The organism is Pseudomonas sp. FW305-3-2-15-E-TSA4 (assembly GCF_058787295.1).
This window is the reverse complement of the sequence record NZ_JBYSZP010000002.1, coordinates 1-21,451: the sequence shown is the minus strand read 5'-3', so window position 1 is coordinate 21,451 and position 21,451 is coordinate 1. Positions and strand designations below refer to the sequence as shown.

20 protein-coding genes are annotated in these 21,451 nt (G+C 60.9%); 12 read left to right on the top strand and 8 right to left on the bottom strand.

Going from position 1 to position 21,451, the window contains the following annotated elements:
* Positions 1-28: 28 nt before the first annotated feature.
* The 5 genes from AC3WMV_RS02495 to AC3WMV_RS02475 all read left to right on the top strand — a co-directional run bounded on the left by AC3WMV_RS02495 (position 29) and on the right by AC3WMV_RS02475 (position 5,206).
* A complete protein-coding gene (locus AC3WMV_RS02495; RefSeq protein WP_097089856.1) occupies positions 29-547 on the top strand; it encodes a GNAT family N-acetyltransferase in 519 nt (172 codons plus the stop codon).
* 142 nt (positions 548-689) lie between these two features.
* Positions 690-1,868: an MFS transporter gene (locus AC3WMV_RS02490; protein ID WP_103367183.1), complete on the top strand. Its 1,179-nt coding sequence runs from the start codon at positions 690-692 to the stop codon at positions 1,866-1,868.
* Positions 1,869-2,022: 154 nt separating this feature from the next.
* A complete protein-coding gene (locus AC3WMV_RS02485; protein ID WP_103367184.1) occupies positions 2,023-2,709 on the top strand; it encodes an HPP family protein in 687 nt (228 codons plus the stop codon).
* A gap of 235 nt (positions 2,710-2,944) precedes the next feature.
* The gene (locus AC3WMV_RS02480) at positions 2,945-4,051 is read left to right on the top strand and encodes an enoyl-CoA hydratase/isomerase family protein (RefSeq protein WP_103367185.1); all 1,107 of its coding nucleotides are present in this window, start codon (positions 2,945-2,947) and stop codon (positions 4,049-4,051) included.
* A 3-nt stretch (positions 4,052-4,054) separates the two neighbouring features.
* A complete protein-coding gene (locus tag AC3WMV_RS02475; RefSeq protein WP_103367186.1) occupies positions 4,055-5,206 on the top strand; it encodes an acyl-CoA dehydrogenase family protein in 1,152 nt (383 codons plus the stop codon).
* 186 nt (positions 5,207-5,392) lie between these two features.
* On the opposite strand, the gene AC3WMV_RS02470 is transcribed toward AC3WMV_RS02475, so the two are convergent.
* The 5 genes from AC3WMV_RS02470 to AC3WMV_RS02450 all read right to left on the bottom strand — a co-directional run bounded on the left by AC3WMV_RS02470 (position 5,393) and on the right by AC3WMV_RS02450 (position 11,215).
* On the bottom strand, positions 5,393-6,166 hold the full coding sequence (locus AC3WMV_RS02470) for an enoyl-CoA hydratase (protein WP_103367187.1): 774 nt from the start codon (positions 6,164-6,166) through the stop codon (positions 5,393-5,395).
* A 133-nt stretch (positions 6,167-6,299) separates the two neighbouring features.
* A complete protein-coding gene (locus AC3WMV_RS02465) occupies positions 6,300-7,427 on the bottom strand; it encodes an acyl-CoA dehydrogenase (protein WP_103367188.1) in 1,128 nt (375 codons plus the stop codon).
* Between the two features lie 140 nt (positions 7,428-7,567).
* A complete protein-coding gene (locus AC3WMV_RS02460; RefSeq protein ID WP_103367189.1) occupies positions 7,568-8,761 on the bottom strand; it encodes an acetyl-CoA C-acyltransferase in 1,194 nt (397 codons plus the stop codon).
* 12 nt (positions 8,762-8,773) lie between these two features.
* On the bottom strand, positions 8,774-9,535 hold the full coding sequence (locus AC3WMV_RS02455) for an SDR family NAD(P)-dependent oxidoreductase (RefSeq protein WP_103367190.1): 762 nt from the start codon (positions 9,533-9,535) through the stop codon (positions 8,774-8,776).
* A gap of 15 nt (positions 9,536-9,550) precedes the next feature.
* Positions 9,551-11,215 carry an AMP-binding protein gene (locus AC3WMV_RS02450; RefSeq protein WP_103367191.1) on the bottom strand — a complete coding sequence of 555 codons (1,665 nt, stop codon included), beginning with the start codon at positions 11,213-11,215 and terminating at the stop codon, positions 9,551-9,553.
* Between the two features lie 81 nt (positions 11,216-11,296).
* On the opposite strand from AC3WMV_RS02450, the gene AC3WMV_RS02445 reads away from it, so the two are divergent.
* The gene (locus AC3WMV_RS02445; protein ID WP_146038479.1) at positions 11,297-11,617 is read left to right on the top strand and encodes a hypothetical protein; all 321 of its coding nucleotides are present in this window, start codon (positions 11,297-11,299) and stop codon (positions 11,615-11,617) included.
* A 21-nt stretch (positions 11,618-11,638) separates the two neighbouring features.
* Here the strand turns inward: AC3WMV_RS02445 and AC3WMV_RS02440 are convergent, their stop codons facing one another.
* A complete protein-coding gene (locus tag AC3WMV_RS02440; protein WP_103367192.1) occupies positions 11,639-12,655 on the bottom strand; it encodes an AraC family transcriptional regulator in 1,017 nt (338 codons plus the stop codon).
* Positions 12,656-12,938: 283 nt separating this feature from the next.
* Between AC3WMV_RS02440 and efeU the strand changes: the two genes are divergently transcribed.
* The 4 genes from efeU to efeO (AC3WMV_RS02420) are packed head-to-tail and all read left to right on the top strand — an operon-like array spanning position 12,939 to position 17,167.
* Complete coding sequence (gene efeU / locus AC3WMV_RS02435) at positions 12,939-13,793, top strand: iron uptake transporter permease EfeU (RefSeq protein ID WP_027611967.1); 855 nt, start codon at positions 12,939-12,941, stop codon at positions 13,791-13,793.
* A gap of 8 nt (positions 13,794-13,801) precedes the next feature.
* Positions 13,802-15,001 carry an iron uptake system protein EfeO gene (gene efeO, locus AC3WMV_RS02430; protein ID WP_103367193.1) on the top strand — a complete coding sequence of 400 codons (1,200 nt, stop codon included), beginning with the start codon at positions 13,802-13,804 and terminating at the stop codon, positions 14,999-15,001.
* Positions 15,002-15,018: 17 nt separating this feature from the next.
* Positions 15,019-16,317 carry an iron uptake transporter deferrochelatase/peroxidase subunit gene (efeB, locus tag AC3WMV_RS02425; RefSeq protein WP_103367194.1) on the top strand — a complete coding sequence of 433 codons (1,299 nt, stop codon included), beginning with the start codon at positions 15,019-15,021 and terminating at the stop codon, positions 16,315-16,317.
* A gap of 25 nt (positions 16,318-16,342) precedes the next feature.
* Positions 16,343-17,167, top strand: coding sequence for an iron uptake system protein EfeO (gene efeO, locus AC3WMV_RS02420; RefSeq protein ID WP_103367195.1), 825 nt, complete (start codon positions 16,343-16,345; stop codon positions 17,165-17,167).
* Positions 17,168-17,290: 123 nt separating this feature from the next.
* Here the strand turns inward: efeO (AC3WMV_RS02420) and pssA are convergent, their stop codons facing one another.
* A complete protein-coding gene (gene pssA / locus AC3WMV_RS02415) occupies positions 17,291-18,634 on the bottom strand; it encodes a CDP-diacylglycerol--serine O-phosphatidyltransferase (protein WP_103367196.1) in 1,344 nt (447 codons plus the stop codon).
* A 216-nt stretch (positions 18,635-18,850) separates the two neighbouring features.
* Here pssA and AC3WMV_RS02410 point away from each other — a divergent pair, with 216 nt between their 5' ends.
* Both AC3WMV_RS02410 and AC3WMV_RS02405 read left to right on the top strand, forming a co-directional pair.
* Positions 18,851-19,414 carry a TetR/AcrR family transcriptional regulator gene (locus AC3WMV_RS02410; RefSeq protein WP_103367197.1) on the top strand — a complete coding sequence of 188 codons (564 nt, stop codon included), beginning with the start codon at positions 18,851-18,853 and terminating at the stop codon, positions 19,412-19,414.
* A 56-nt stretch (positions 19,415-19,470) separates the two neighbouring features.
* Complete coding sequence (locus AC3WMV_RS02405) at positions 19,471-19,950, top strand: nuclear transport factor 2 family protein (RefSeq protein WP_007963424.1); 480 nt, start codon at positions 19,471-19,473, stop codon at positions 19,948-19,950.
* Positions 19,951-20,073: 123 nt separating this feature from the next.
* Here the strand turns inward: AC3WMV_RS02405 and sfnG are convergent, their stop codons facing one another.
* Positions 20,074-21,156, bottom strand: coding sequence for a dimethylsulfone monooxygenase SfnG (sfnG, locus tag AC3WMV_RS02400; RefSeq protein WP_103367198.1), 1,083 nt, complete (start codon positions 21,154-21,156; stop codon positions 20,074-20,076).
* Positions 21,157-21,451 lie beyond the last annotated feature (295 nt).

Here is a 21,451-nt window from a genome sequence, read left to right as displayed (position 1 = left end):
GCGGCAGCTTCTACAGGGACTGTTTACCATGAGTTTTGTTGTACGCCGGGCGCGGCAGAATGATGCCGCCGCCCTCCCCGCCATCGAACGCTCGGCCGCCGAGCTGTTTCGCACAGATCCTACCCTCGCCTGGCTTGCCGACACCGACGTGGCAAGCGCCGCGCAACACCGCCAAGCCATCGACAATGCCTACGTCTGGGTCGCCGAAAACACCTCGGCGCAACTCGCAGGGTTTATCCGCGCGCTGGATTTCGACAACCAACTGCACATTGAAGAACTGTCGGTCAGCCTGGCGTTTCAGGGGCAAGGCGTGGGTCGTCGACTGGTGTTGACTGCGATCGAACATGCCCGCCATGAGCAATTGCGCGCGGTGACCCTGACCACGTTTCGCGACGTGCCGTGGAATGCGCCGTTTTATCAGCGGATGGGGTTTGTGGAAGTCGAACCCGGTGAGCACGCAGCGCATTTGCTCGACGCTTTGCAGAAAGAAGTCGAGCATGGTTTTGCCGCCGAGCGACGCTGCGCCATGCACCTGATATTGCCCTGACAGGACAAATCCCTTGTAGGAGCGAGCCTGCTCGCGATAGCGTCCTGTCAGTCAACTGCGTTGGCGCCTGACACTCGGTATTCGCGAGCAGGCTCGCTCCCACAAGGTTTCTCATCATAAAAATAAGGACATTTGCACTGCCGTGGCCACCTACTCCCGCCTGATCCGCCGACTGATGATCACCTCGCTGAGCATCGTCATCAGCCGTGCCCTGATCAGCCCGCTGCCGACCTTGTTTCTCAGCAACAAACTGGGCCTCAACCCACAGGATGTCGGTCTGCTGTTGGGCATCGCCGTGTTCAGTGCCACGCTGTTGTCGCTGTACGGCGGCTACATCATCGATCGACTCGACAAGCGCCAACTATTGATCCTGACCATGCTTTCCAGCGGTGTCGGCCTGATGCTGCTGACCTTCGCGCAGAATCTGTACCTGGTCACGCTGGTGCTGATCATCAGTGAAACGGCGTCGGCGCTGTTCCTGATCTGTTCCAAAGCGATGCTCAGTGAAAACCTGCCGGTCGGCCAGCGGGTCAAGGCGTTTTCGCTGAACTACACGCTGACCAATATCGGCTACGCCGTCGGCCCGATGATCGGCGTGGTGATTGCCGGGGTTCAGCCTTCAGCGCCATTTATCGTCGCGGGGCTGATTGCCGCTGGCAGCGTTTTCCTGCTGCTGGGCGTCTCTCGCGAGGTCAGCCCGCTGTCGCAGGCGAGCCAGCCGCAGAGCTTCCTGAAGACGCTGATCATCCTGAAAAACGACCGCACGATGATCCTGTTTACCCTCGGTTGCTTGCTCAGCACCCTGGTTCACGGCCGCTTCACCCTGTACCTGTCGCAGTATCTGCTGGTGACCCACACGCAGCAGCAGACCCTCGACACCATGGCCGCCCTGCTCGCCTGCAACGCGATCACGGTGATCCTGCTGCAATACCAGATCGGGCGCTTCCTCAAGCGTGAGCACCTGCGGTTCTGGATTGCCGGCGGCACCACGTTGTTCATCGTCGGCCTGATCGGCTTTAGCCTGGCCGACAGTCTGGTCGGCTGGTGCGTGGCGATGTTCATCTTCACCCTCGGCGAGATGATCATTTACCCGGCGGATTTCCTCTTCGTCGACACCCTCGCTCCCGAAGAGCTGCGCGGCAGTTACTACGGCGCACAGAATCTCGCGGCACTGGGCGGTGCGCTGAGTCCGGTGATGTGCGGGTTTCTGCTGATGCACACGCCGGCGCCGAGCATGTTCTACGCCCTGAGCGCTCTGGCGGGGCTGGGTGGGTATTTGTGTTTTGTCAGCGGACGCCGCGTGGCGATAATTCAAAAATAATGCACTGAAACTGCATTTATATGAATTTGTCAGCATCGAATTTGCCCGGCACACTGTGCGCGTTCCTCCCCCAATAGCTGGAACGCTTCGAGGACTTTCCGAAACGGACAAGTCCTTTTTTTTGCCCCGAATTTACTGCAAGGACCCGATTCACATGCTCGTTCGCTGGTTGCCCGCCGCCATCAACACTCGCCCCACCGAATGGAGCCGCGCCGCGATCGGCATGGCGCTGGGCACTTTGTTCAGCGTCTGGGCGTGCAGTCAGGTGTTCGGCATCGAGGTCGCGTACCACCTGATCGGGCCGTTGGGCGCCTCAGCGGTGTTGCTGTTTGCCGTGTCTTCCGGCGCCCTCGCGCAACCCTGGTCGATCATCGGCGGCTACCTGTGCGCCAGCGTGGTCGCGCTGCTGGTGGCCCACGTCCTCGGCCGCACCTTGGGGAGCGCCTGCCTGGCGGCGGGCATGGCGCTGATCCTGATGTGCTGGCTGCGTTGCCTGCATCCGCCGGCCGGCGCACTGGCGCTGACGCTGGTACTGGCCGATCCGGCCACCATCGCCATGGACTGGAAAGCCATGGAACCGGTGATGCTCGCCGCCGCCTGCATGCTGCTCAGCGCCCTGGCCTACAACAACCTGACGCGCATCCGTTACCCCAAGCGCCCGGCCGAGCCAGCGCCGGCACTGGCACCGATCGATAGCCAGGCCATTACCGCTGAGGATTTGAAACTGGCATTGGCCGACATGGAAGCGTTCATCGACGTCACCCCCGAAGACCTCGAACAACTGATCCACGCCAGCGAACTGCACGCCAAACGCCGCAGCATCGGCAAAGTCTTCTCCTGACATCCCACACTCCCTGCAGGAGCTGTCGAGTGCAACGAGGCTGCGATCTTTCAAGATCAAAAGATCGCAGCCTTCGGCAGCTCCTACATCAGCGGATAGCGATTTTCCCTAAGGCAAAAACGCAAACTCCCCCTGCACATATCCCGGTTGTACACGGCAAATTTGCACTGTTACGATCCGTCAACGCTCGCGCGCGAGCTTCTCGAATAAAGACAATAAAAGCAGGGAGTTAGTGATGACTGCTCAGGCTTCATCCCCGCGGACGCCGTCCATGGATGCCACGCCAGACGAAGTGCTGGCTGAGGTTCGCAATCACATCGGTCACCTGACCCTCAACCGCCCCGCCGGTCTCAACGCCATCACCCTCGACATGGTTCGTCAGTTGCAGCAGCAACTCGATGCCTGGGCGCCTGACGCCAGCGTGCACGCCGTGGTGCTGCGCGGTGCCGGTGAAAAGGCGTTCTGCGCCGGTGGCGACATTCGTTCGCTGTACGACAGCTTCAAAAGCGGCGACACGCTGCACGAAGATTTCTTCGTCGAGGAATACGCCCTCGACCTGACGCTTCATCACTACCGCAAACCGGTGCTGGCCTTGATGGACGGTTTCGTCCTCGGCGGCGGCATGGGCCTGGTGCAAGGTGCGGATTTGCGGGTGGTCACCGAAAAGAGTCGTCTGGCGATGCCGGAAGTGGCGATCGGTTATTTCCCCGATGTCGGCGGCAGCTATTTCCTCTCGCGGATTCCCGGTGAACTGGGGATCTATCTGGGCGTCAGCGGCGTGCAGATTCGTGCGGCCGATGCGTTGTACTGCGGGCTCGCGGACTGGTTTGTCGACAGCAGCAAACTGTCGAGCCTCGACGAACAACTCGATCACCTGGAATGGCGCGACACGCCGCTCAAGGATCTGCAGGGCCTGCTGGCGAAAAACGGCGTGCAAACCCTGGCCGATGCACCGCTGGAGAAACTGCGCCCGGCCATCGACCACTTCTTCGCCCTGCCGGACGTGCCGAGCATCGTCGAGCAACTGCGCGCGGTCACCGTCGCCGACAGCCATGAGTGGGCGACCACCACCGCTGACCTGCTGGAGACCCGCTCGCCACTGGCGATGGCCGTGACCCTGGAAATGCTCCGTCGCGGTCGGCACCTGAGCCTGGAACACTGTTTCGCCCTCGAACTGCATCTGGATCGCCAGTGGTTCGAACGCGGCGACCTGATCGAGGGCGTGCGCGCCCTGCTGATCGACAAAGACAAGACACCACGCTGGAACCCGCCGACCCTTGCTGCGCTGGACGCCGGGCATGTCGCGAGTTTCTTCCACGGTTTTACTGAGAGCGGGAGCTGAGCCATGCACGATCTCGAACTGACTGAAGAACAAGTGATGATCCGCGACATGGCCCGGGACTTCGCCCGTGGCGAAATCGCACCTCACGCGCAAGCCTGGGAAAAGGCCGGCTGGATCGACGACGCGCTGGTGGCGAAGATGGGCGAACTCGGTTTGCTCGGCATGGTGGTGCCCGAGGAATGGGGCGGCACTTATGTCGATTACGTGGCCTATGCGCTGGCGGTGGAAGAGATTTCTGCCGGCGACGGCGCCACCGGTGCGTTCATGAGCATCCACAACTCGGTGGGCTGCGGGCCGGTGATGAATTACGGCAGCGAAGAACAGAAAAAGACCTGGCTGGCGGATCTCGCCAGTGGCCAGACGATTGGCTGCTTCTGCCTCACCGAACCGCAGGCCGGTTCCGAAGCGCACAACCTGCGCACCCGCGCCGAACTGCGCGACGGCCAGTGGGTGATCAACGGCGCCAAGCAATTCGTCAGCAATGGCAAACGGGCGAAACTGGCGATCGTGTTTGCGGTGACCGATCCGGATCTGGGCAAGAAAGGCATTTCCGCGTTCCTGGTGTCCACCGATACTGCGGGTTTCATCGTCGATCGCACCGAACACAAAATGGGGATTCGCGCCTCCGATACCTGCGCGGTGACCCTGAACAACTGCAGCATTCCCGAGGCCAATCTGCTCGGCGAGCGCGGCAAGGGTCTGGCGATTGCCCTGTCCAACCTCGAAGGCGGCCGCATCGGCATTGCTGCGCAAGCCTTGGGCATCGCCCGGGCCGCGTTTGAGGCGGCGCTGGTGTATTCCCGCGATCGCATCCAGTTCGGCAAGCCGATCAACGAACACCAGAGCATCGCCAACCTGCTGGCCGACATGCACATGCAAATCAACGCGGCGCGCTTGATGATCCTGCACGCGGCGCGCCTGCGCACGGCGGGCAAACCGTGCCTGTCGGAGGCCTCACAGGCCAAACTGTTCGCCTCGGAAATGGCCGAAAAGGTCTGCTCCTCGGCGATTCAGATTCATGGCGGGTATGGGTATCTGGAGGACTATCCGGTCGAGAAGTACTACCGCGATGCGCGGATTACCCAGATCTACGAGGGATCGAGCGAGATTCAGCGGATGGTAATTGCGCGGGAGCTGAAGAACTACCCGTTGTAAAAGCAAAAGATCGCAGCCTTCGGCAGCTCCTACAGGAAAACTGTGTAGGAGCTGCCGAAGGTTGCGATCTATTGATGTTGCCTCAAAAGCTTCGCGAGCAAGCCCGCTCCCACACTGGATTTGTGTACGACGCAGATCCAGTGTGGGAGCGGGCTTGCTCGCGAAGGCGTCAGTCAGGTCAACGCATTATTTGCCCTGAAACTCCGGCGCGCGCTTGGCGACAAACGCCGCCATGCCTTCCTTCTGATCCTGCGTGGCAAACGCCGCATGGAACACCCGGCGCTCGAAGCGCACGCCTTCAGTCAGGTTAACCTCAAAGGCACGGTTGACGCTTTCCTTGATCATCATCGCAATCGGCAACGATTTGCTGGCGATCACCGCGGCGACCTTCAGCGCCTCGTCGAGCAGTTCATCGCTCGGCACGATCCGCGCGACGATGCCGCAGCGCTCAGCCTCCACCGCATCGATCATCCGCCCGCTGAGGCACATTTCCATGGCCTTGGCTTTGCCCACGGCGCGGGTCAGGCGCTGGGTGCCGCCCATGCCCGGGAGCACGCCGAGGTTGATTTCCGGTTGGCCGAATTTGGCGTTGTCGCCGGCAAGGATGAAGTCGCACATCAGCGCCAGTTCGCAGCCGCCGCCAAGGGCAAAACCGTTGACCGCAGCAATGATCGGCTTACGGCGGTTGGCCACGCGATCACTGTCGCTGAACAGGTCGTCCATGTAGATCTGCGGGTAGGTCAGCTCGGCCATTTCCTTGATGTCGGCACCGGCGGCGAAGGCTTTCTTCGAACCGGTGATGACGATGCAGCCGATGTTCACATCAGTCTCCAGCGCATCCAGGGCGTGGTTCACTTCGCTGACCAGTTGCGCGTTCAGGGCGTTCAGCGCCTGTGGGCGGTTGAGGGTGATCAGGCCGACGCGGCCATGGTTTTCCAGCAGAATCGTTTCGTAGCTCATACATGACTCCTGAATTTGTACCCTGTAGGAGCTGCCGCAGGCTGCGATCTTTTGATCTTGTTTTTAACAATAAAAAGCAAAAGATCGTCCGAACGCGGCCCGAACCTGCGGCAGCTCCTACACAGGTTTGGGTTTAAAGGTTTCGTGAGATGACCATGCGCTGAATGTCGCTGGTGCCTTCGTAGATCTGGCAGACGCGCACGTCGCGGTAGATGCGTTCCAGCGGGAAATCGTTGAGGTAACCGTAACCGCCCAGCGTCTGCAACGCCATCGAGCAAACCTTCTCGGCCATTTCCGAAGCGAACAGCTTGGCCATCGAGGCCTCGACCAGTGCCGGTTGACCGCTGTCACGCAGGGCCGCGGCGTAGTGCACCATCTGCCGGGCTACGGCGATCTGCGTGGCCATGTCGGCGAGACGGAAGGCCACGGCCTGGTGCTCGATGATCGGCTTGCCGAAAGTGTCGCGCTCACGTGCATAGTCGCGGGCCGCTTCGAACGCAGCGCGGGCCATGCCCACCGCTTGCGAGGCGATGCCGACCCGGCCGCCTTCGAGATTGGCCAGGGCGATTTTGTAGCCTTCGCCCTCCTCACCCAAGCGGTTGGCGACCGGCACCTTCACGTCTTCAAACAGAATCTGGCAGGTGTCCGACGCATGCTGGCCGAGCTTGTCTTCGACCCGGGCGACTTTGTAGCCGGGCGAATCGGTGGGCACGATGAACGCCGTGATCCCGCGTTTGCCGGCACTCGGATCGGTCACCGCAAACACGATCACGATCCCGGCGTTCTGCCCGGAAGTGATGAACTGTTTGCAGCCGTTCAGCACGTAGTGCTCACCTTCCAACCGTGCGCGGGTTTTCAGGCTGCTGGCGTCGGAACCGGCCTGCGGTTCGGTCAAGGCGAAGGCGCCGAGCATGGCGCCGCTGGCCAACGGTTTGAGGAAGCGTTCGCGCTGGTCGTCGTTGCCGAACTTGAGAATCGGCACGCAGCCCACCGAGTTGTGCACGCTCATGATGGTCGAGCAGGCGCCGTCGCCGGCGGCGATTTCTTCCAGGGCCATGGCGTACGCCAGGTAGCCGGTGTCACAGCCGCCCCACTGCTCCGGCACAAGCATGCCGAAGAAGCCCAATTCGGCCATTTCGCCGATGGCTGCCTTGGGGAAACGATGCTCGCGATCCCACTCGGCGGCGAACGGTTTCAGCCGTTCCTCGGCGAACTGCCGGGCCATGTCGCGGATCTGGGTTTGGTCTTCGTTGGGAATCATGGTGAATCCTTAAATTCAAGTCGCACCGCTTTCCCTTGTAGGAGTGAGCCTGCTCGCGATAGCGGTGGGTCATATAAATCAGTGTTGACTGACACGACGCCATCGCGAGCAGGCTCACTCCTACAAAGGGATTGCGTGAATCAATAAACGCATTCCACGGCCATCGCCGTGGCTTCACCGCCGCCGATGCAGATCGCCGCGATCCCGCGTTTCAGGTTTTTCTGGCGCAGGGCTGAGAGCAAGGTCACCAGAATCCGCGCGCCCGAGGCACCGATCGGATGGCCCAGCGCGCAGGCGCCGCCGTGCACGTTGAGCTTGTCGTGGGGGATTTCCAGGTGGGTCATCGCCGCCATCGCCACCACGGCGAACGCTTCGTTGATTTCGAACAGATCGACCTCGTTCAACCCCCAACCAGTCTTCTTCACCAGCTTTTTGATCGCGCCAATCGGTGCCACCGGGAACAGGCCCGGCGTGTCGGCAAATGCCGCGTGACCATGAATCACCGCCAGCGGTTTAAGCCCGAGTTTCTGCGCTTGCGACTGGCGCATCAGCACCAGTGCCGCCGCACCGTCGGAGATCGAGCTGGAGTTGGCCGCCGTCACCGTGCCGCCTTCGCGGAACGCCGGTTTCAGCGAGGCGACCTTGTCCAGTTTGGCTTTCGGCGGCTGCTCGTCGTTGCTGATCAGCACCTGCTCCTTGCCGACGGTCACGGTCAGCGGAACGATCTCGGCCTTGAAGCTGCCGTCCTTGATCGCCTGCTGGGCGCGGGTGGTCGAAGCGATGGCAAAGGCATCCTGGGCTTCGCGGCTGAAGTCATTGGTTTCGGCGCAGTCTTCGGCGAAGGTGCCCATCAGCCGGCCCTTGTCGTAGGCGTCTTCGAGGCCGTCGAGGAACATCGAGTCGAGCACCCGGCCATGGCCCATGCGGTAACCGGCGCGGGCACGATCCAGCAGATACGGGGAGTTGGACATGCTTTCCATGCCGCCGGCGATCACCACGTCGGCGCTGCCGGCCAGCAGCATGTCGTGGGCGAGAATGGTGGTCTCCATGCCCGAGCCGCACATCTTATTGACCGTGGTGCAGCGCGTCGACTTATCCAGCCCGGCACCCAAAGCTGCCTGCCGCGCCGGCGCCTGACCGAGGCCGGCCGGCAATACGCAACCGAACAACACTTCGTCGACCGCATCGCTGGCAACCCCGGCGCGCTCAACCGCGGCCTTGATCGCAGCAGCACCGAGTTGCGGCGCGGTGAGGCTTTTCAGTTCGCCCTGAAAACCGCCCATCGGGGTGCGGACGGCGCTGACGATAACAATCGGATCGTTGGCAATAGTCATGACAAATCCTCCTTACTTGGCGGCCATGCGCAAGGCGCCGTCGAGACGGATCACCTCACCATTGAGCATGCTGTTTTCGATGATATGCCGAACCAGCGCGGCGTACTCGGCAGGTTTGCCAAGACGCGGCGGGAACGGCACGCCAGCGGCCAGCGACTCGCGCACTTCCGGGGTCATGCCGGCCATCATCGGCGTTTCGAAAATGCCCGGGGCGATGGTCATCACGCGGATGCCGAAACGCGCCAGTTCACGGGCGGCCGGCAGGGTCAGGCTGGCGATCGCGCCTTTGGAGGCGGAATACGCGGCCTGACCGATCTGGCCGTCGAACGCAGCGACCGAGGCGGTGTTGATGATCACCCCGCGCTCGCCATCGGCATTGGCTTCGCTCTCGGCGATGGCCGCAGCCGCCAGTCGCAACATGTTGAAGCTGCCGATCAGGTTGACGTTGATCACCTGGGCAAAACTCGACAGCGCATGCGGGCCGTTCTTGCCGAGGATCTTTTCGCCACGGACGATGCCGGCGCAGTTGACCAGACCGTTGAGGCTGCCAAAGGCTTTCACCGTCGCCTGCACCGCAGCTTCGGCAGCGGCTTCGTTGCTGATGTCGGCCACCACGCTTTGCGCGCCGAGGCGCTGGGCCTGAGCGGCAACGGCTTCGGCGTTCATGTCCACCAGCATCACTTTGGCGCCGGCACTCACCAGCAATTCAGCGCTGGCCGCACCCAGGCCGGAGGCGCCGCCGGTGACGATAAAAACCTTGTTCTCGATCTGCATGACTGACTTCCTGATTCAAGCTGAAACGTTGTGCGCCGCGGCCTCTTGAGCCTTGGCGATTTCCTGGTTGCGCAAGATAAAGCGCTGCAATTTGCCGCTTGGGGTTTTCGGCAATTCGCTGACAAATTCGATTTCACGCGGGTACGAATGCGCGGCCAAGCGTTTGCGCACGTGTTGCCGCAGCTCTTCGGCCAGCGCCGGTTCGGCGCGGTATTGCGGGTTGAGCACGACGAAGGCCTTGACCAGTTCGGTGCGCTCCGGATCCGGCTTGCCGACCACCGCGGCTTCGACCACCGCCGGGTGTTCGATCAGCGCGCTTTCGACGTCGAACGGGCCGACGCGGTAGCCAGAGGTGGTGATCACGTCATCACTACGGCCGACGAAGCTGATGCTGCCGTCCGGGTTCCATTCCACCGTGTCGCCGCTGAGGTAGTAATTGCCGACGAAGGCTTTGGTCGGCACGCCCTCGTAGCCGCCGAACCAGCACATCGGCGACTGGGTGCGGTCGATGGCGAGAATGCCCGGCTGGCCGACACCGAGTTCGTTGTAGTGCTCGTCGAGCACCACGATGCGATGGCCCGGCGAGGCGAAACCAGCGGCGCCGAGGTGGATCGGGTGCTGCAGACCGTGGTGGTTGCACAGGACCATGCCCAGTTCGGTCTGGCCGTAATGATCGTGAATCACCACGTCGAGATTGTCGGCGAACCAGCGGATCACTTCCGGGTTGAGCGGCTCGCCGGCGCTGCTGACGATGCGCAACTTGCCCTTGATCGATTTGGCGAACTCGTTGCCACCGGCAATCAGCAAGCGGTACGCGGTCGGCGAGCCAGTGAGGTTGGTGATGGCGTATTTGTTGATCACCCGGCAGGTGCTTTCGAGGGTGAACGGGCCATCGTAAAAGGTGATCGGATGTCCCATCGCCATCGGCCCGGTGACGCCGAAATAGATGCCGTAGGCCCAGCCCGGATCGGCGACGTTCCAGAACGAATCTTCGGGGCGCAGATCCACCGCGTCGCGGGTGTAACTCAGGAACGCGACGATCGCCTTGAGCGGCACCGACAGTGCTTTCGACGGACCGGTGGTGCCCGAGGTGAACATCAGCAGGAACGGGTCTTCGCCCGTCAGCAATACCGGTTCGCAGACATTGGAATAGTTGGCCAGTTCGGCCCAGAAACTGAAGTCGCCACGCACGATGCCCTGACCTTTGGCGCCGCCGACGGTGACGATGGTCGGGCAATCCGTGACTTCAGCGAGTTTTGGCCGGTTGACCGCGTCGGTGACCACTACTTTGGCGCCGGAGCTGTTCAGGCGATGTTCGATGGCCTTGGGGCCGAACGCGGTGAACAGCGGCTGATACACCGCACCAATGCGCCAGGTGGCGAACACGGTGATGAGCAATTCGATGTTGCGTGGCAGCAGACCGGCGACCTTGTCGCCCTTTTGCACGCCTTGTTCGAGAAGGAAATTGGCGAAACGCGCGGCTTGGTCTTGCAGCTCACTGAAGGTGTACGTGGCACTCGCACCGTCGCGGCCCTCCCAGAACAACGCAATGCGCCCAGGCAATGCGTGGCGGTCGCAACATTCGACGCAGGCGTTGAGCGCCTCCAGCGTGCCGCTGAGCGCAGCGTCCACGGTGTGCTGATAGTTGAACTGTTCGGTGGCAGACAAGTAATCGCGCATTGCCAGAATCCCTCGGTGTTTTTATTAGGCTGGGAACCGTAAACAACACAGGGATAGTCGCGCTGCGGCGCTGAGGCGGCAATGGTCAAAGCCATCAAAGTGGCTGACTGGTTTGGCCAAGGTTCGAGAGATGTACAGGCTGGACTGACGCCTTCGGGAGCAAGCCCCCTCCCACAGGGAATTGCATTTCACAATGAGGGATCAGCCACAAAAGCAAGGGAGGCTGCAATCACAGAAGGAATGCATTTCAAATGGAAGGCCACCTGGGTAAGCCAGGCAGGCTGCACATCACAGGAAAAATGCATTTCAAATGATGGCCACCTGAGCAATCCAGGCAGGCTGCAAATACCAGGAAAAATGCATTTCAAATGTGGGAGGGGGCTTGCTCCCGAAGAGGCCTGATCAGGCTACAAACAGTCCGGATCAGACCGCTTCGTTGAGGATCAGCTTGCGGTAATGCCCAGGATTGGACCCCGACCACTTGCGAAACGCCTTGTAGAACGAGCTCGCATCGGCAAACCCCAGCCGCGTCGCGATTTCGACGAAACTGATCGACGGCTCCGCCAGCCAGCTGATTGCCAGTTCCTTGCGCACGCTGTCCTTGAGCCCCTGATAGGTCTGCCCTTCCTCGGACAAACGTCGGCGCAGGGTCGAGGCGGACATGCACAGTTGTTGCGCCAGCGCCTCGGTCTCCGGCCACTGTTCGGCGGGTAGCTGCCGCAGGTCCTGTTTGATCCGGCTGGCCAGGCTTTCCGGGTCGCGGTATTTCACCAGAATGTTCGCCGGCGCATGGGCCAGAAAGCGTTTCAGTTCTTCGGCCGTACGCTTGATCGGCAGGTCGAGGCAGTCAGCAGCAAAGATCATCCGTGTGCGCGGACGCTCGAAGCGCAGGTTTTCCGAGAACATTACCCGGTAGTCGTCGCAGAAATCCGGCTCGGCGCAGCGCAACTCGATCGCCAGAATCGGAATCCGCCGCCCCGCCAGCCAACAGGCCACGCCGTGGACGATCATCCAGTAGGTGAAATAGGTAAACGCCCGGCGCGGCTCGGGATCGTCTTCGAGCAGGACGATTTCCGCCAGGCTCTGCTGATGCGCCAATTGCGCGGGCATTTTTTCCAGCATCAAGGAGAGGAAATTCAGGCCCATGCCCAGACCGGCGGCCAGCGTCGGTTGCGCCATGGCGCTACGGCACAGGAACTCAAGGCTGCCGGACTTTAGCCGACGCGGATCCATGCCGAAGAACTCGTCATCGCCGCGCCGGGCCAGCAAGCGCCAGAGTCTGGCGTATTGCGAGGCCGGCACCCGACCTTGCTCGCTGTGCAGCAGCGCCGGAGCAATCCCGACCTTGTTCAAGACTTCATCCGTGGCCACGCCCAGGGCACAACTTTGCAGCAGCGCTTCACGCACCAGTTGCACGGCGATGGTGTCTTTTTCCGACATGGAGCGAGGCAGACCTTGTTGTTTTCGAGTGACGGGCATCTTACCCCAAACATGACTCAGATCCCCTGTGGGAGCGAGCTTGCTCGCGAAAGCGTTGAATGAGTCACAGAGATGTCTACCGGTCAGCCGCCTTCGCGAGCAAGCCCGCTCCCACAAGGATTTGTGCGTGGCAAAAAACAGGTTGTTCAGCTTGCGTTCAGGTTTATGTCAATCATTGTCATGTGAGAATGGTTGTCATTATGTTACAACTTGTAACTTCTTCGAATGACTTAGTGGACACCGAATGCTCGTTCCCTTTCTGATCATGCTGCGCGAAGGCATTGAAGCCGCGCTGATCGTTGGCATCATCGCCAGCTACCTGCAACAGACCGGTCGTGGCCAGTGGATGCCGGCCGTGTGGATCGGCGTCTTCCTCGCCGCCGCTCTGGCACTGCTGGTCGGTGGTGGCCTGGAACTGGTGAGCGCCGAATTCCCGCAGAAACAGCAGGAGTTGTTCGAAGGCATTGTCGGACTGGTCGCGGTGGGCATTCTCAGTTCGATGGTGTTCTGGATGCGCAAGGTTGCGCGCTCGATCAAGCATTCGTTGCAAGCCTCGCTGGATCACGCTCTGACTTCGTCAAAGCACCAGGTAATCGCGCTGATCGCCATGGTGTTCTTCGCCGTGGCTCGCGAAGGCCTGGAAACTGTGTTCTTCCTGCTCGCCGTGTTCCAGCAGAGCGAAGGCCCGGGCGCGCCGATCGGTGCCCTGCTCGGCCTGGTGCTGGCGATTGTCGTCGGTTTCCTGATCTACAGCGGCAGCATGCGCCTGAACCTGTCGGCGTTCTTCAAATGGACCGGGTTGTTCATTCTGGTGGTCGCCGCCGGGATCCTCGCCAATTCGGTGCAAGCCCTGCATGAAGCCGGCGTGTGGAATCACCTGCAAACCGTGCTGTTCGACTTCAGCGCGACGCTGCCGATGGACGGCCCGCTGGGTTCGGTGCTGGCCGGCATGTTCGGGTATCAGGATGCGCCGACCGTCAGCACTCTCGGTGCGTACCTGATCTATCTGGTGCTGGCGCTGGTGATGTTTTTCTACCCCGCCGCGCCGGCCTCGAGCGCTGACGCCGCCGGCAAATCGTCTTCCGTTTCCAGCCAATAAGGGCCTCCATGTCAAAGCCTAATACTCCTCAGGCCTCGCCTCCCCGCGCCTTGCGCTGGGCGGTGGCCGGTTCGGTGGTCGTGATGATCGCCGCCGGTGGCCTGTTCTACTACGCCTCGAAAATGGCCGCGGCCAAGCGTCAGCACAATCATGACGAAGTGGTGGTCAACATCAACGCGCACAGCTGTGATCCGAACGAGCTGACGGTTCCTGCCGGCCGCGCCAGTTTCCGCATCGTCAACCGTTCTGACCGGGCGGTGGAGTGGGAAATCCTCGACGGCGTGCTGGTGATCGAAGAGCGCGAAAACATCGCGCCGGGCCTGAGCCAGGTGATCAACGCCAACCTGCAACCCGGCGACTATGCGATCACTTGCGGTCTGCTGAGCAACCCTCGCGGCGTGCTGCACGTGACGCCGACAGCGGCTTCCGATGCTGCCGCCAAGGCCAAGCCATCTATGGTCGCCTTCGTCGGGCCGCTGTCGGAGTTCCGCGTGTATCTGGCGACGCAAGGCAGCGCGCTGATCAAAGCCGTGACCGCGCTGAATCAGGCAATTGCCGGCGGCGATCTGGCCCAGGCGCAGACGCTGTACCTGCCGGCGCGTGCCGCTTACCAGCGTCTGGCGCCTGCCGCGCAACGGCTGGCCGAACTGGACAACAGCATCAATGCCCGCGCCGATTACTTCGAAAAACGCGAGCAGGATCCGGCCTTCGTCGGCTTCCACCGCGTCGAATATGCGCTGTTCCAGCAACGCAGCCTCGACGGCTTGAACCCGGTCGCCGAGCGCCTGCTGGCCGACGTCACCACCCTCAAACAGCAACTGCTGGCCCAATCGCTGCCACCGGAGCAACTGGTGAGCATCGTGGTGCGCAACCTCAACACCCTGGCCGACGTGCGCGCCGCCAGCGGTGAAGAGGAACGCTACAGCCACGGCGACCTCAACGGCTTCGCCAGCAACCTGGAAACCGCACACAAAGTCGTCGAGCTGCTGCGGCCAATGCTGACCAAGTCAGCGCCGGATCTGCTGCCGAAAATCGACGCGGCGCTGAGTGATTTCGACAGCGTACTGAACAGCTTCAAGGTCAAGGACGGCTACGCCACTTACGACATGGTCAGTGGCGAACAACGCAAACAGATCGCCGACAAGGCTCAGGCCCTGGCTGACGCTCTGGATGGCATCGATCCCGCCCTCGGCCTTTCCGGCCTGTAAGCAGAAGACGAATACCGATGAAAGAATTGCAAAACCTCGACCTACAACGTCGCCGCCTGCTGATGGGCATGGGTGTCGCCGGCGTCGCCCTGGCCGGTTCGGCCCTGAGCTGCCCGGCCATGGCGGCAGCCCCGGCGCAAGTCACCGAAGCGCCGAGCAGCGACAAGACCGAAGACCGCCACGATTTCCACGGCGTGCACCAGACCGGCATCGTCACCCCGCGTCCGGCGTCCGGCATGTTCGTGTCGTTCGACGTACTGGCTAGCGATCGCGAAGACCTTGAGCGGCTGTTCCGTACCCTCAACGAGCGCATCGCGTTCCTGATGAAGGGCGGCCCGGTGGCGCAGATCGACCCGAAACTGCCGCCGCCGGATTCCGGCATTCTCGGCCCGGTGGTGACCCCGGACAACCTGACCATCACCGTCTCGGTGGGCGAGTCGCTGTTCGACGAGCGCTTCGGTCTGGCCGCCGCCAAACCGAAGCGCCTGCAACGCATGGTCGGCTTCCCCAACGATGCACTGGAGGCCGATTGCTGCCACGGCGATCTGAGCCTGCAGTTCTGCTCGAACACTGCCGACACCAACATTCACGCCTTGCGCGACATCGTCAAGAACCTGCCGGACCTGCTGCTGGTGCGCTGGAAACAGGAAGGCAGCGTGCCGCCACAAGCTCCGGCCAAACCGGGTGTGCCGGCGCAATCGGCGCGTAACTTTCTCGGTTTCCGCGACGGCTCGGCCAACCCCGATTCAAACGATGCCAAGGCCATGGACAAGATTGTCTGGGTGCAACCGGGCAGCGATGAGCCGGCGTGGGCGGCCCACGGCAGCTATCAAGCGGTGCGGATCATCCGCAATTTTGTCGAGCGCTGGGATCGTACGCCGTTGCAGGAACAGGAAAGCATCATCGGCAGGGTCAAGACCACTGGCGCACCGATGGGCGCGCAGCATGAGACCGAAGTCCCGGATTACAGCAAAGACCCGGAAGGCAAACTGACCAAGCTCGACGCACACATTCGCCTGGCCAACCCGCGCACCACCGCGAGCCAGGCCAATCTGATCCTGCGCCGGCCGTTCAACTACTCCAACGGTGTGAACAAGAACGGCCAACTCGACATGGGCCTGCTGTTCATCTGCTACCAGGCCGATCTGGAAAAAGGCTTCATCACCGTGCAGACCCGGCTCAACGGCGAGCCGCTTGAGGAATACCTCAAACCGGTCGGCGGCGGTTACTTCTTCACCCTTCCGGGTGTCACCGGCGACAAGGATTTCATCGGTCGCTCGCTGCTCAACGCCACACAACCCAAAACAGCTGCCTAACCATAAAAAACCTCGGAGCCGCTCCATGAAAAAGTCGCCACTCGCGTTACTGCTGACCCTCGGTTTGCTCAACACCCCGCTGTCGGCGTTCGCCGCGACGGCGCCACTGGATCTGGTCGGCCCGGTGTCGGACTACAAGATCTACGTCACCGAGCAACTGGATGAACTGGGCAGCCACACCAAACAATTCACCGATGCGGTGAAAAAAGGTGACCTTGCCACCGCACAAAAACTCTACGCACCGACCCGCGTCTACTACGAGTCGATCGAGCCGATTGCCGAGCTGTTCAGTGACCTCGATGCGTCCATCGACTCGCGCGTCGACGACCACGAAAAAGGCGTGAAGGCTGAAGACTTCACCGGTTTTCACCGCATTGAATATTCGCTGTTCTCGGAGAAAACCACTGAAGGCCTGACCGCTCTGGCGGACAAGCTCGACAGCGATGTGAAAGACCTGCAAACCCGCGTCGCTGGCCTGACCTTCCCGCCGGAGAAAGTCGTCGGTGGTGCGGCTGCACTGCTGGAAGAGGTTGCCGCGACCAAGATCTCCGGTGAAGAAGACCGTTACAGTCACACTGACCTGTATGACTTCCAGGGCAACATCGACGGCGCGAAGAAAATCGTCGACCTGTTCCGTCCGCAGATCGAAAAACAGGACAAGGCGTTTGTTGCCAAAGTCGACAAGAACTTCGCCACCGTGGACAAGATCCTTGCCAAGTACAAGACCAAGGACGGTGGTTTCGAGACGTATGACAAGGTGAAGAATAACGACCGCAAGGCGCTGGTGGGGCCGGTCAATACCTTGGCGGAAGACCTGTCCACTTTGCGTGGCAAGCTCGGTCTGAACTGATTGATGTAGAGGCCTTAAGTGCCCCATCGCGAGCAGGCTCACTCCTACAGTTGGAATGCATTCCCCTGTAGGAGTGAGCCTGCTCGCGATAGCGTTTTTAACCGTACCGAATAATCTGAAGGTTTACAAAATCCGGTAGAGCAACCGCTCGATCCGCACCCGACTCACGCGCTTGAGAAACTTCGCCACCCCCGCCGGGTACTCCGGCAAGGTCTCCAGGTTCTGGAAGCTGGCAATCCGCGTGGTGTTGCGGAAGATCTCTTGCTGCTCCTTCGCCCGTGGCTCAAGCCACTCGCCTTGCGGATCATCGATCAGCAGCGCGTTTTCCAGGTCGAGGCGGAACGCCCGCGGATTGAGGTTGTTGCCGGTCAGCAGCGTATAGCGCTGGTCGACCCACATGCCCTTGAGGTGATAGCTGTTGTCGCCGTCACGCCACAGGTGCAGATTCAACTGGCCGCTGTCGATGTTGCGCTGATGGCGCTTGGCAAACCGCCGCAGGCTGATTTCGTACAGATACGGCAGTGCCGCAATCACCTTGAACGGCTCGCTCGGCGGAATGTAGAAATCGTTGGCGGTCTTGTCGCCGACCACGATGTCGATCTTCACCCCCCGGGCCAGCGCGCGATTGATCTCGCGGATGATCGGCAGCGGCAGATTGAAGTACGGCGTGCAGATGGTCAGTTGCTGTTGCGCACTGGCGATCAGCTCGACAATCACCCGGTTCAACGGATTGTTTTTGCCCACGCCCAGCAACGGACTCACCGACAGGCCGCTGTGCGCCGTGCTGCCGGCGCTGGTGTCGTACGCCGCATATTTGAGACGGCTGCGCAGATCGCCGATGTCGTTGCGCAGGCTGCGGGTGGTCGGCAGGTTGGGCAGGTCGAGGCGATGCACAGCCTTGGATTCGATCAGGCCGTGCTTGACCAGGTGATGCATTGAGTCGGCCAGTTCGCGGCTGTGCAGCACGTGGTAGCGGTCGAAACGGTACTTGTCGAACTTGTGCAGGTAGACGTTGTTCAGGCTTGCACCGCTGTAAACCACGCAATCGTCGATCACGAAGCCTTTCAGATGCAGGACGCCGAACAGTTCGCGGGTCTGCACCGGCACGCCGTAGACCGGCACTTCACTCTGATGGGTGCGGGTCATTTCCTGGTACCACGCCGAGTTGCCCGGCTGTTTGCCGGCACCGATCAACCCGCGCTGGGCGCGCAGCCAGTCAACCACCACGACGATCTCCAACTCCGGGCGCTTGAGCTTGGCGGCGTGCAAGGCATCGAGGATTTCCTGACCGGCCTCGTCGTGCTGCAGATACAGCGCAACGATGTAGATGCGCCGGGTCGCCTCGGCGATTTTCTCCAGCAGGCAACGACGGAACTCGGCGGCGCCGGACAGAATGGTCACGGCCTCGGGAGTCAGCGGAAAGCTGCGCAGTTTGGGCAGCAAAGAGCGTTTGAAAAGCAACGGCATAGGGCTCGCAATGGGTCGAATCCGAAGAACCCGAGAGCTTACACCATCAACCGGTTCGGGTCTTGTTACTGTCTGTAATGCCCCCTTCGCGAGCAAGCTCGCTCCCACATTCGAATGCATTCCCCTGTGGGAGCGAGCTTGCTCGCGAAAGCGGTATGGCAGACACAAAAAAATAACCGCTTGACCAAGGAGAACGATCGTTCTACTGTTAGCCACATGAACGAAATCACTGACACCTCGACCCGCGACATCATTCTGGATGTCACCGAAAAGTTGATCTACAAAAGTGGCATCGCGGCCACCGGCATGGATCTTCTGGTGAAAACCGCCGGCGTCTCCAGAAAAAGCATCTACCGCTACTTCGCCAACAAGGAGGAGCTCACCGTCGCCGCCCTGCAACGCCGCGATGTGCGCTGGATGCACTGGTACCGCAGCGCCGTCGATCAGGCCGAAACCCCGGCCGACCGCCTGCTCAACCTGTTTACCGTACTCAAGGGCTGGTTCGCCTCGGAAGGCTTCCGCGGCTGTGCCTTTATCAATACCAGTGGCGAGACCGGCGATCCTGAAGATCCGGTGCGCCAGGTCGCCAAAGACCACAAACAGAAGCTGCTCGACTACCTGTGCGAGCTGTGTACCGAACATGGCGTCGAAGATCCGCAACGTCTGGCCAGACAATTGCTGATCCTGATTGACGGCGCCATTACCGTAGCGCTTGTGATGGGTGATCACAGTGCCGCTGATAATGCGCAATGCATGGCGCGTAAGTTATTGGACCTGTAACGCCTTAAATAAGCCTCAACCGTTGTTTAATAGTTAATTAGATCGGGAGACTGATAATGTCGACTGCTGCCCAAGTGCGTCCACCGCTACCGCCATTCAATCGTGAATCGGCTATCGAAAAAGTACGTCTGGCCGAAGATGGCTGGAATTCCCGCGATCCCGAGAAGGTGTCGCTGGCCTACACCCTGGATACGAAATGGCGCAATCGCGCCGAGTTCGCCAACAACCGCGAAGAAGCCAAGGCCTTCCTGACCCGTAAATGGGCCAAGGAACTCGACTACCGCCTGATCAAGGAACTCTGGGCCTATTCGGACACGCGTATCGCCGTGCGCTACGCCTATGAATGGCGCGACGATTCGGGTAACTGGTTTCGTTCCTACGGCAATGAAAACTGGGAATTCGACGAGCATGGGCTGATGTTCCAGCGCTATGCCTGCATCAATGACATGCCGATCAAGGAAAGCGAGCGCAAGTTCCACTGGCCGCTGGGGCGGCGTCCGGATGATCATCCGGGGCTCTCCGATCTCGGTCTGTAAGCTCACATAGTTCCAATTGTAGGAGTGAGCCTGCTCGCGATAGCGGTGTGTCAGTCAACCTAAATATTGAATGTTCATACGCAATCGCGAGCAGGCTCACTCCTACAGGAGATTTGTTGGTGGTCAGGCTACTGCGGCAGTCCTTTCAGCCTCCAGTTCCCGCACCAGCGGCAACACCCGCTTGCCGAAATACTCCACCTCCTCCTGAAAGTGCAGAAACCCCGCTAACACCAGATCCACCCCCACCGCTTTCAACGCCACAATCCGCTCGGCAATCTGCTGTGGCGTGCCGATCAGGTTGGTCTTGAAGCCATCGTTGTATTGCACCAGATCCTCGAAAGTCGATTTCGCCCAGTTGCCCTCACCTTCCGGCGACGCCCTGCCCGCTTGCTTCGCCGCATCGCCAAACGCGTTCACCGCCTCAGGGTCGGCCTGGTCGATGATCTGCGCCAGTACAGCGCGGGCCTCTTCTTCGGTGTCGCGGGCGATGACGAAGGCGTTGACGCCGATCTTCACCGAATGATTGTTCGCCGCCGCTTTGGCGCGGATGTCATCGACCTGCGCCTTGATCCCCTCGACGCTGTTGCCGTTGGTGAAATACCAGTCGGAGACTCGCGCCGCCATGTCTCGTGCCGCGCGGGAACTGCCGCCCTGGAAGATTTCCGGGCGGCCCAGCGGTTTCGGTTTGAGGGTGTAATTGTCAAAGCGGTAGAAGTCGCCGCGAAAGCTGAAGTTGTCCTGGCTCCAGATCCCGCGCAACGAACGAATGAATTCCTCCGAGCGCCGATAGCGCTCGTCGTGCTCCAGCCAATGTTCACCGATGGCCTGGAATTCGCCCTTGAACCAGCCGCTGACGATGTTCACCGCGATCCGGCCGTTGGTGAGTTGATCGATGGTCGCCAGTTGCTTGGCTGCCAGCGCCGGTTGCCAAGGCCCGGGCAGAATCGCCGCGATCACCTTGAGTTTGCTGGTGGCGGCCAGCAGCGCATGACTGAACGCCACCGACTCATGCTGGAACTCGGCACCGTAACCGGCGGTAAAGCGGATCTGCGTCAGGGCGTACTCGAACCCGGCCGCTTCGGCGAGTTGCGCGAGTTTGCGGTTGTAGTCGATGCCCCAGTCGGTTCGCTGCTCGATCTTGCTGACCACCAGGCCGCCACTGACGTTCGGCACCCAGTAGGCGAATTTCACGGCTTGCTTGCTCATTGGCGTGTCCTCGGGACATTGGGAAGGTCAATGGGACAGAGCAGCAAGCGTGCCAGGCTAGGAATGCCTGGTTTTGTTGGGTTTCGGGGTGGAGTTGATGTTTTGTGGAAGGGAGATTTGTTGCCGGGTTGTTGTGTGGGCAACAGTTGGATTGGTGGCGGCATGAAGAATGTCTTCGCGAGCAGGCTCGCTCCCACAGGGTGGAATGCGTTTCAAAATGTGGGAGATTCTATGTTGCTCAGCAACCCTAGAATCTCAAACTGATCGGTATTCGCCCTGATTCTTCATCAGGGTG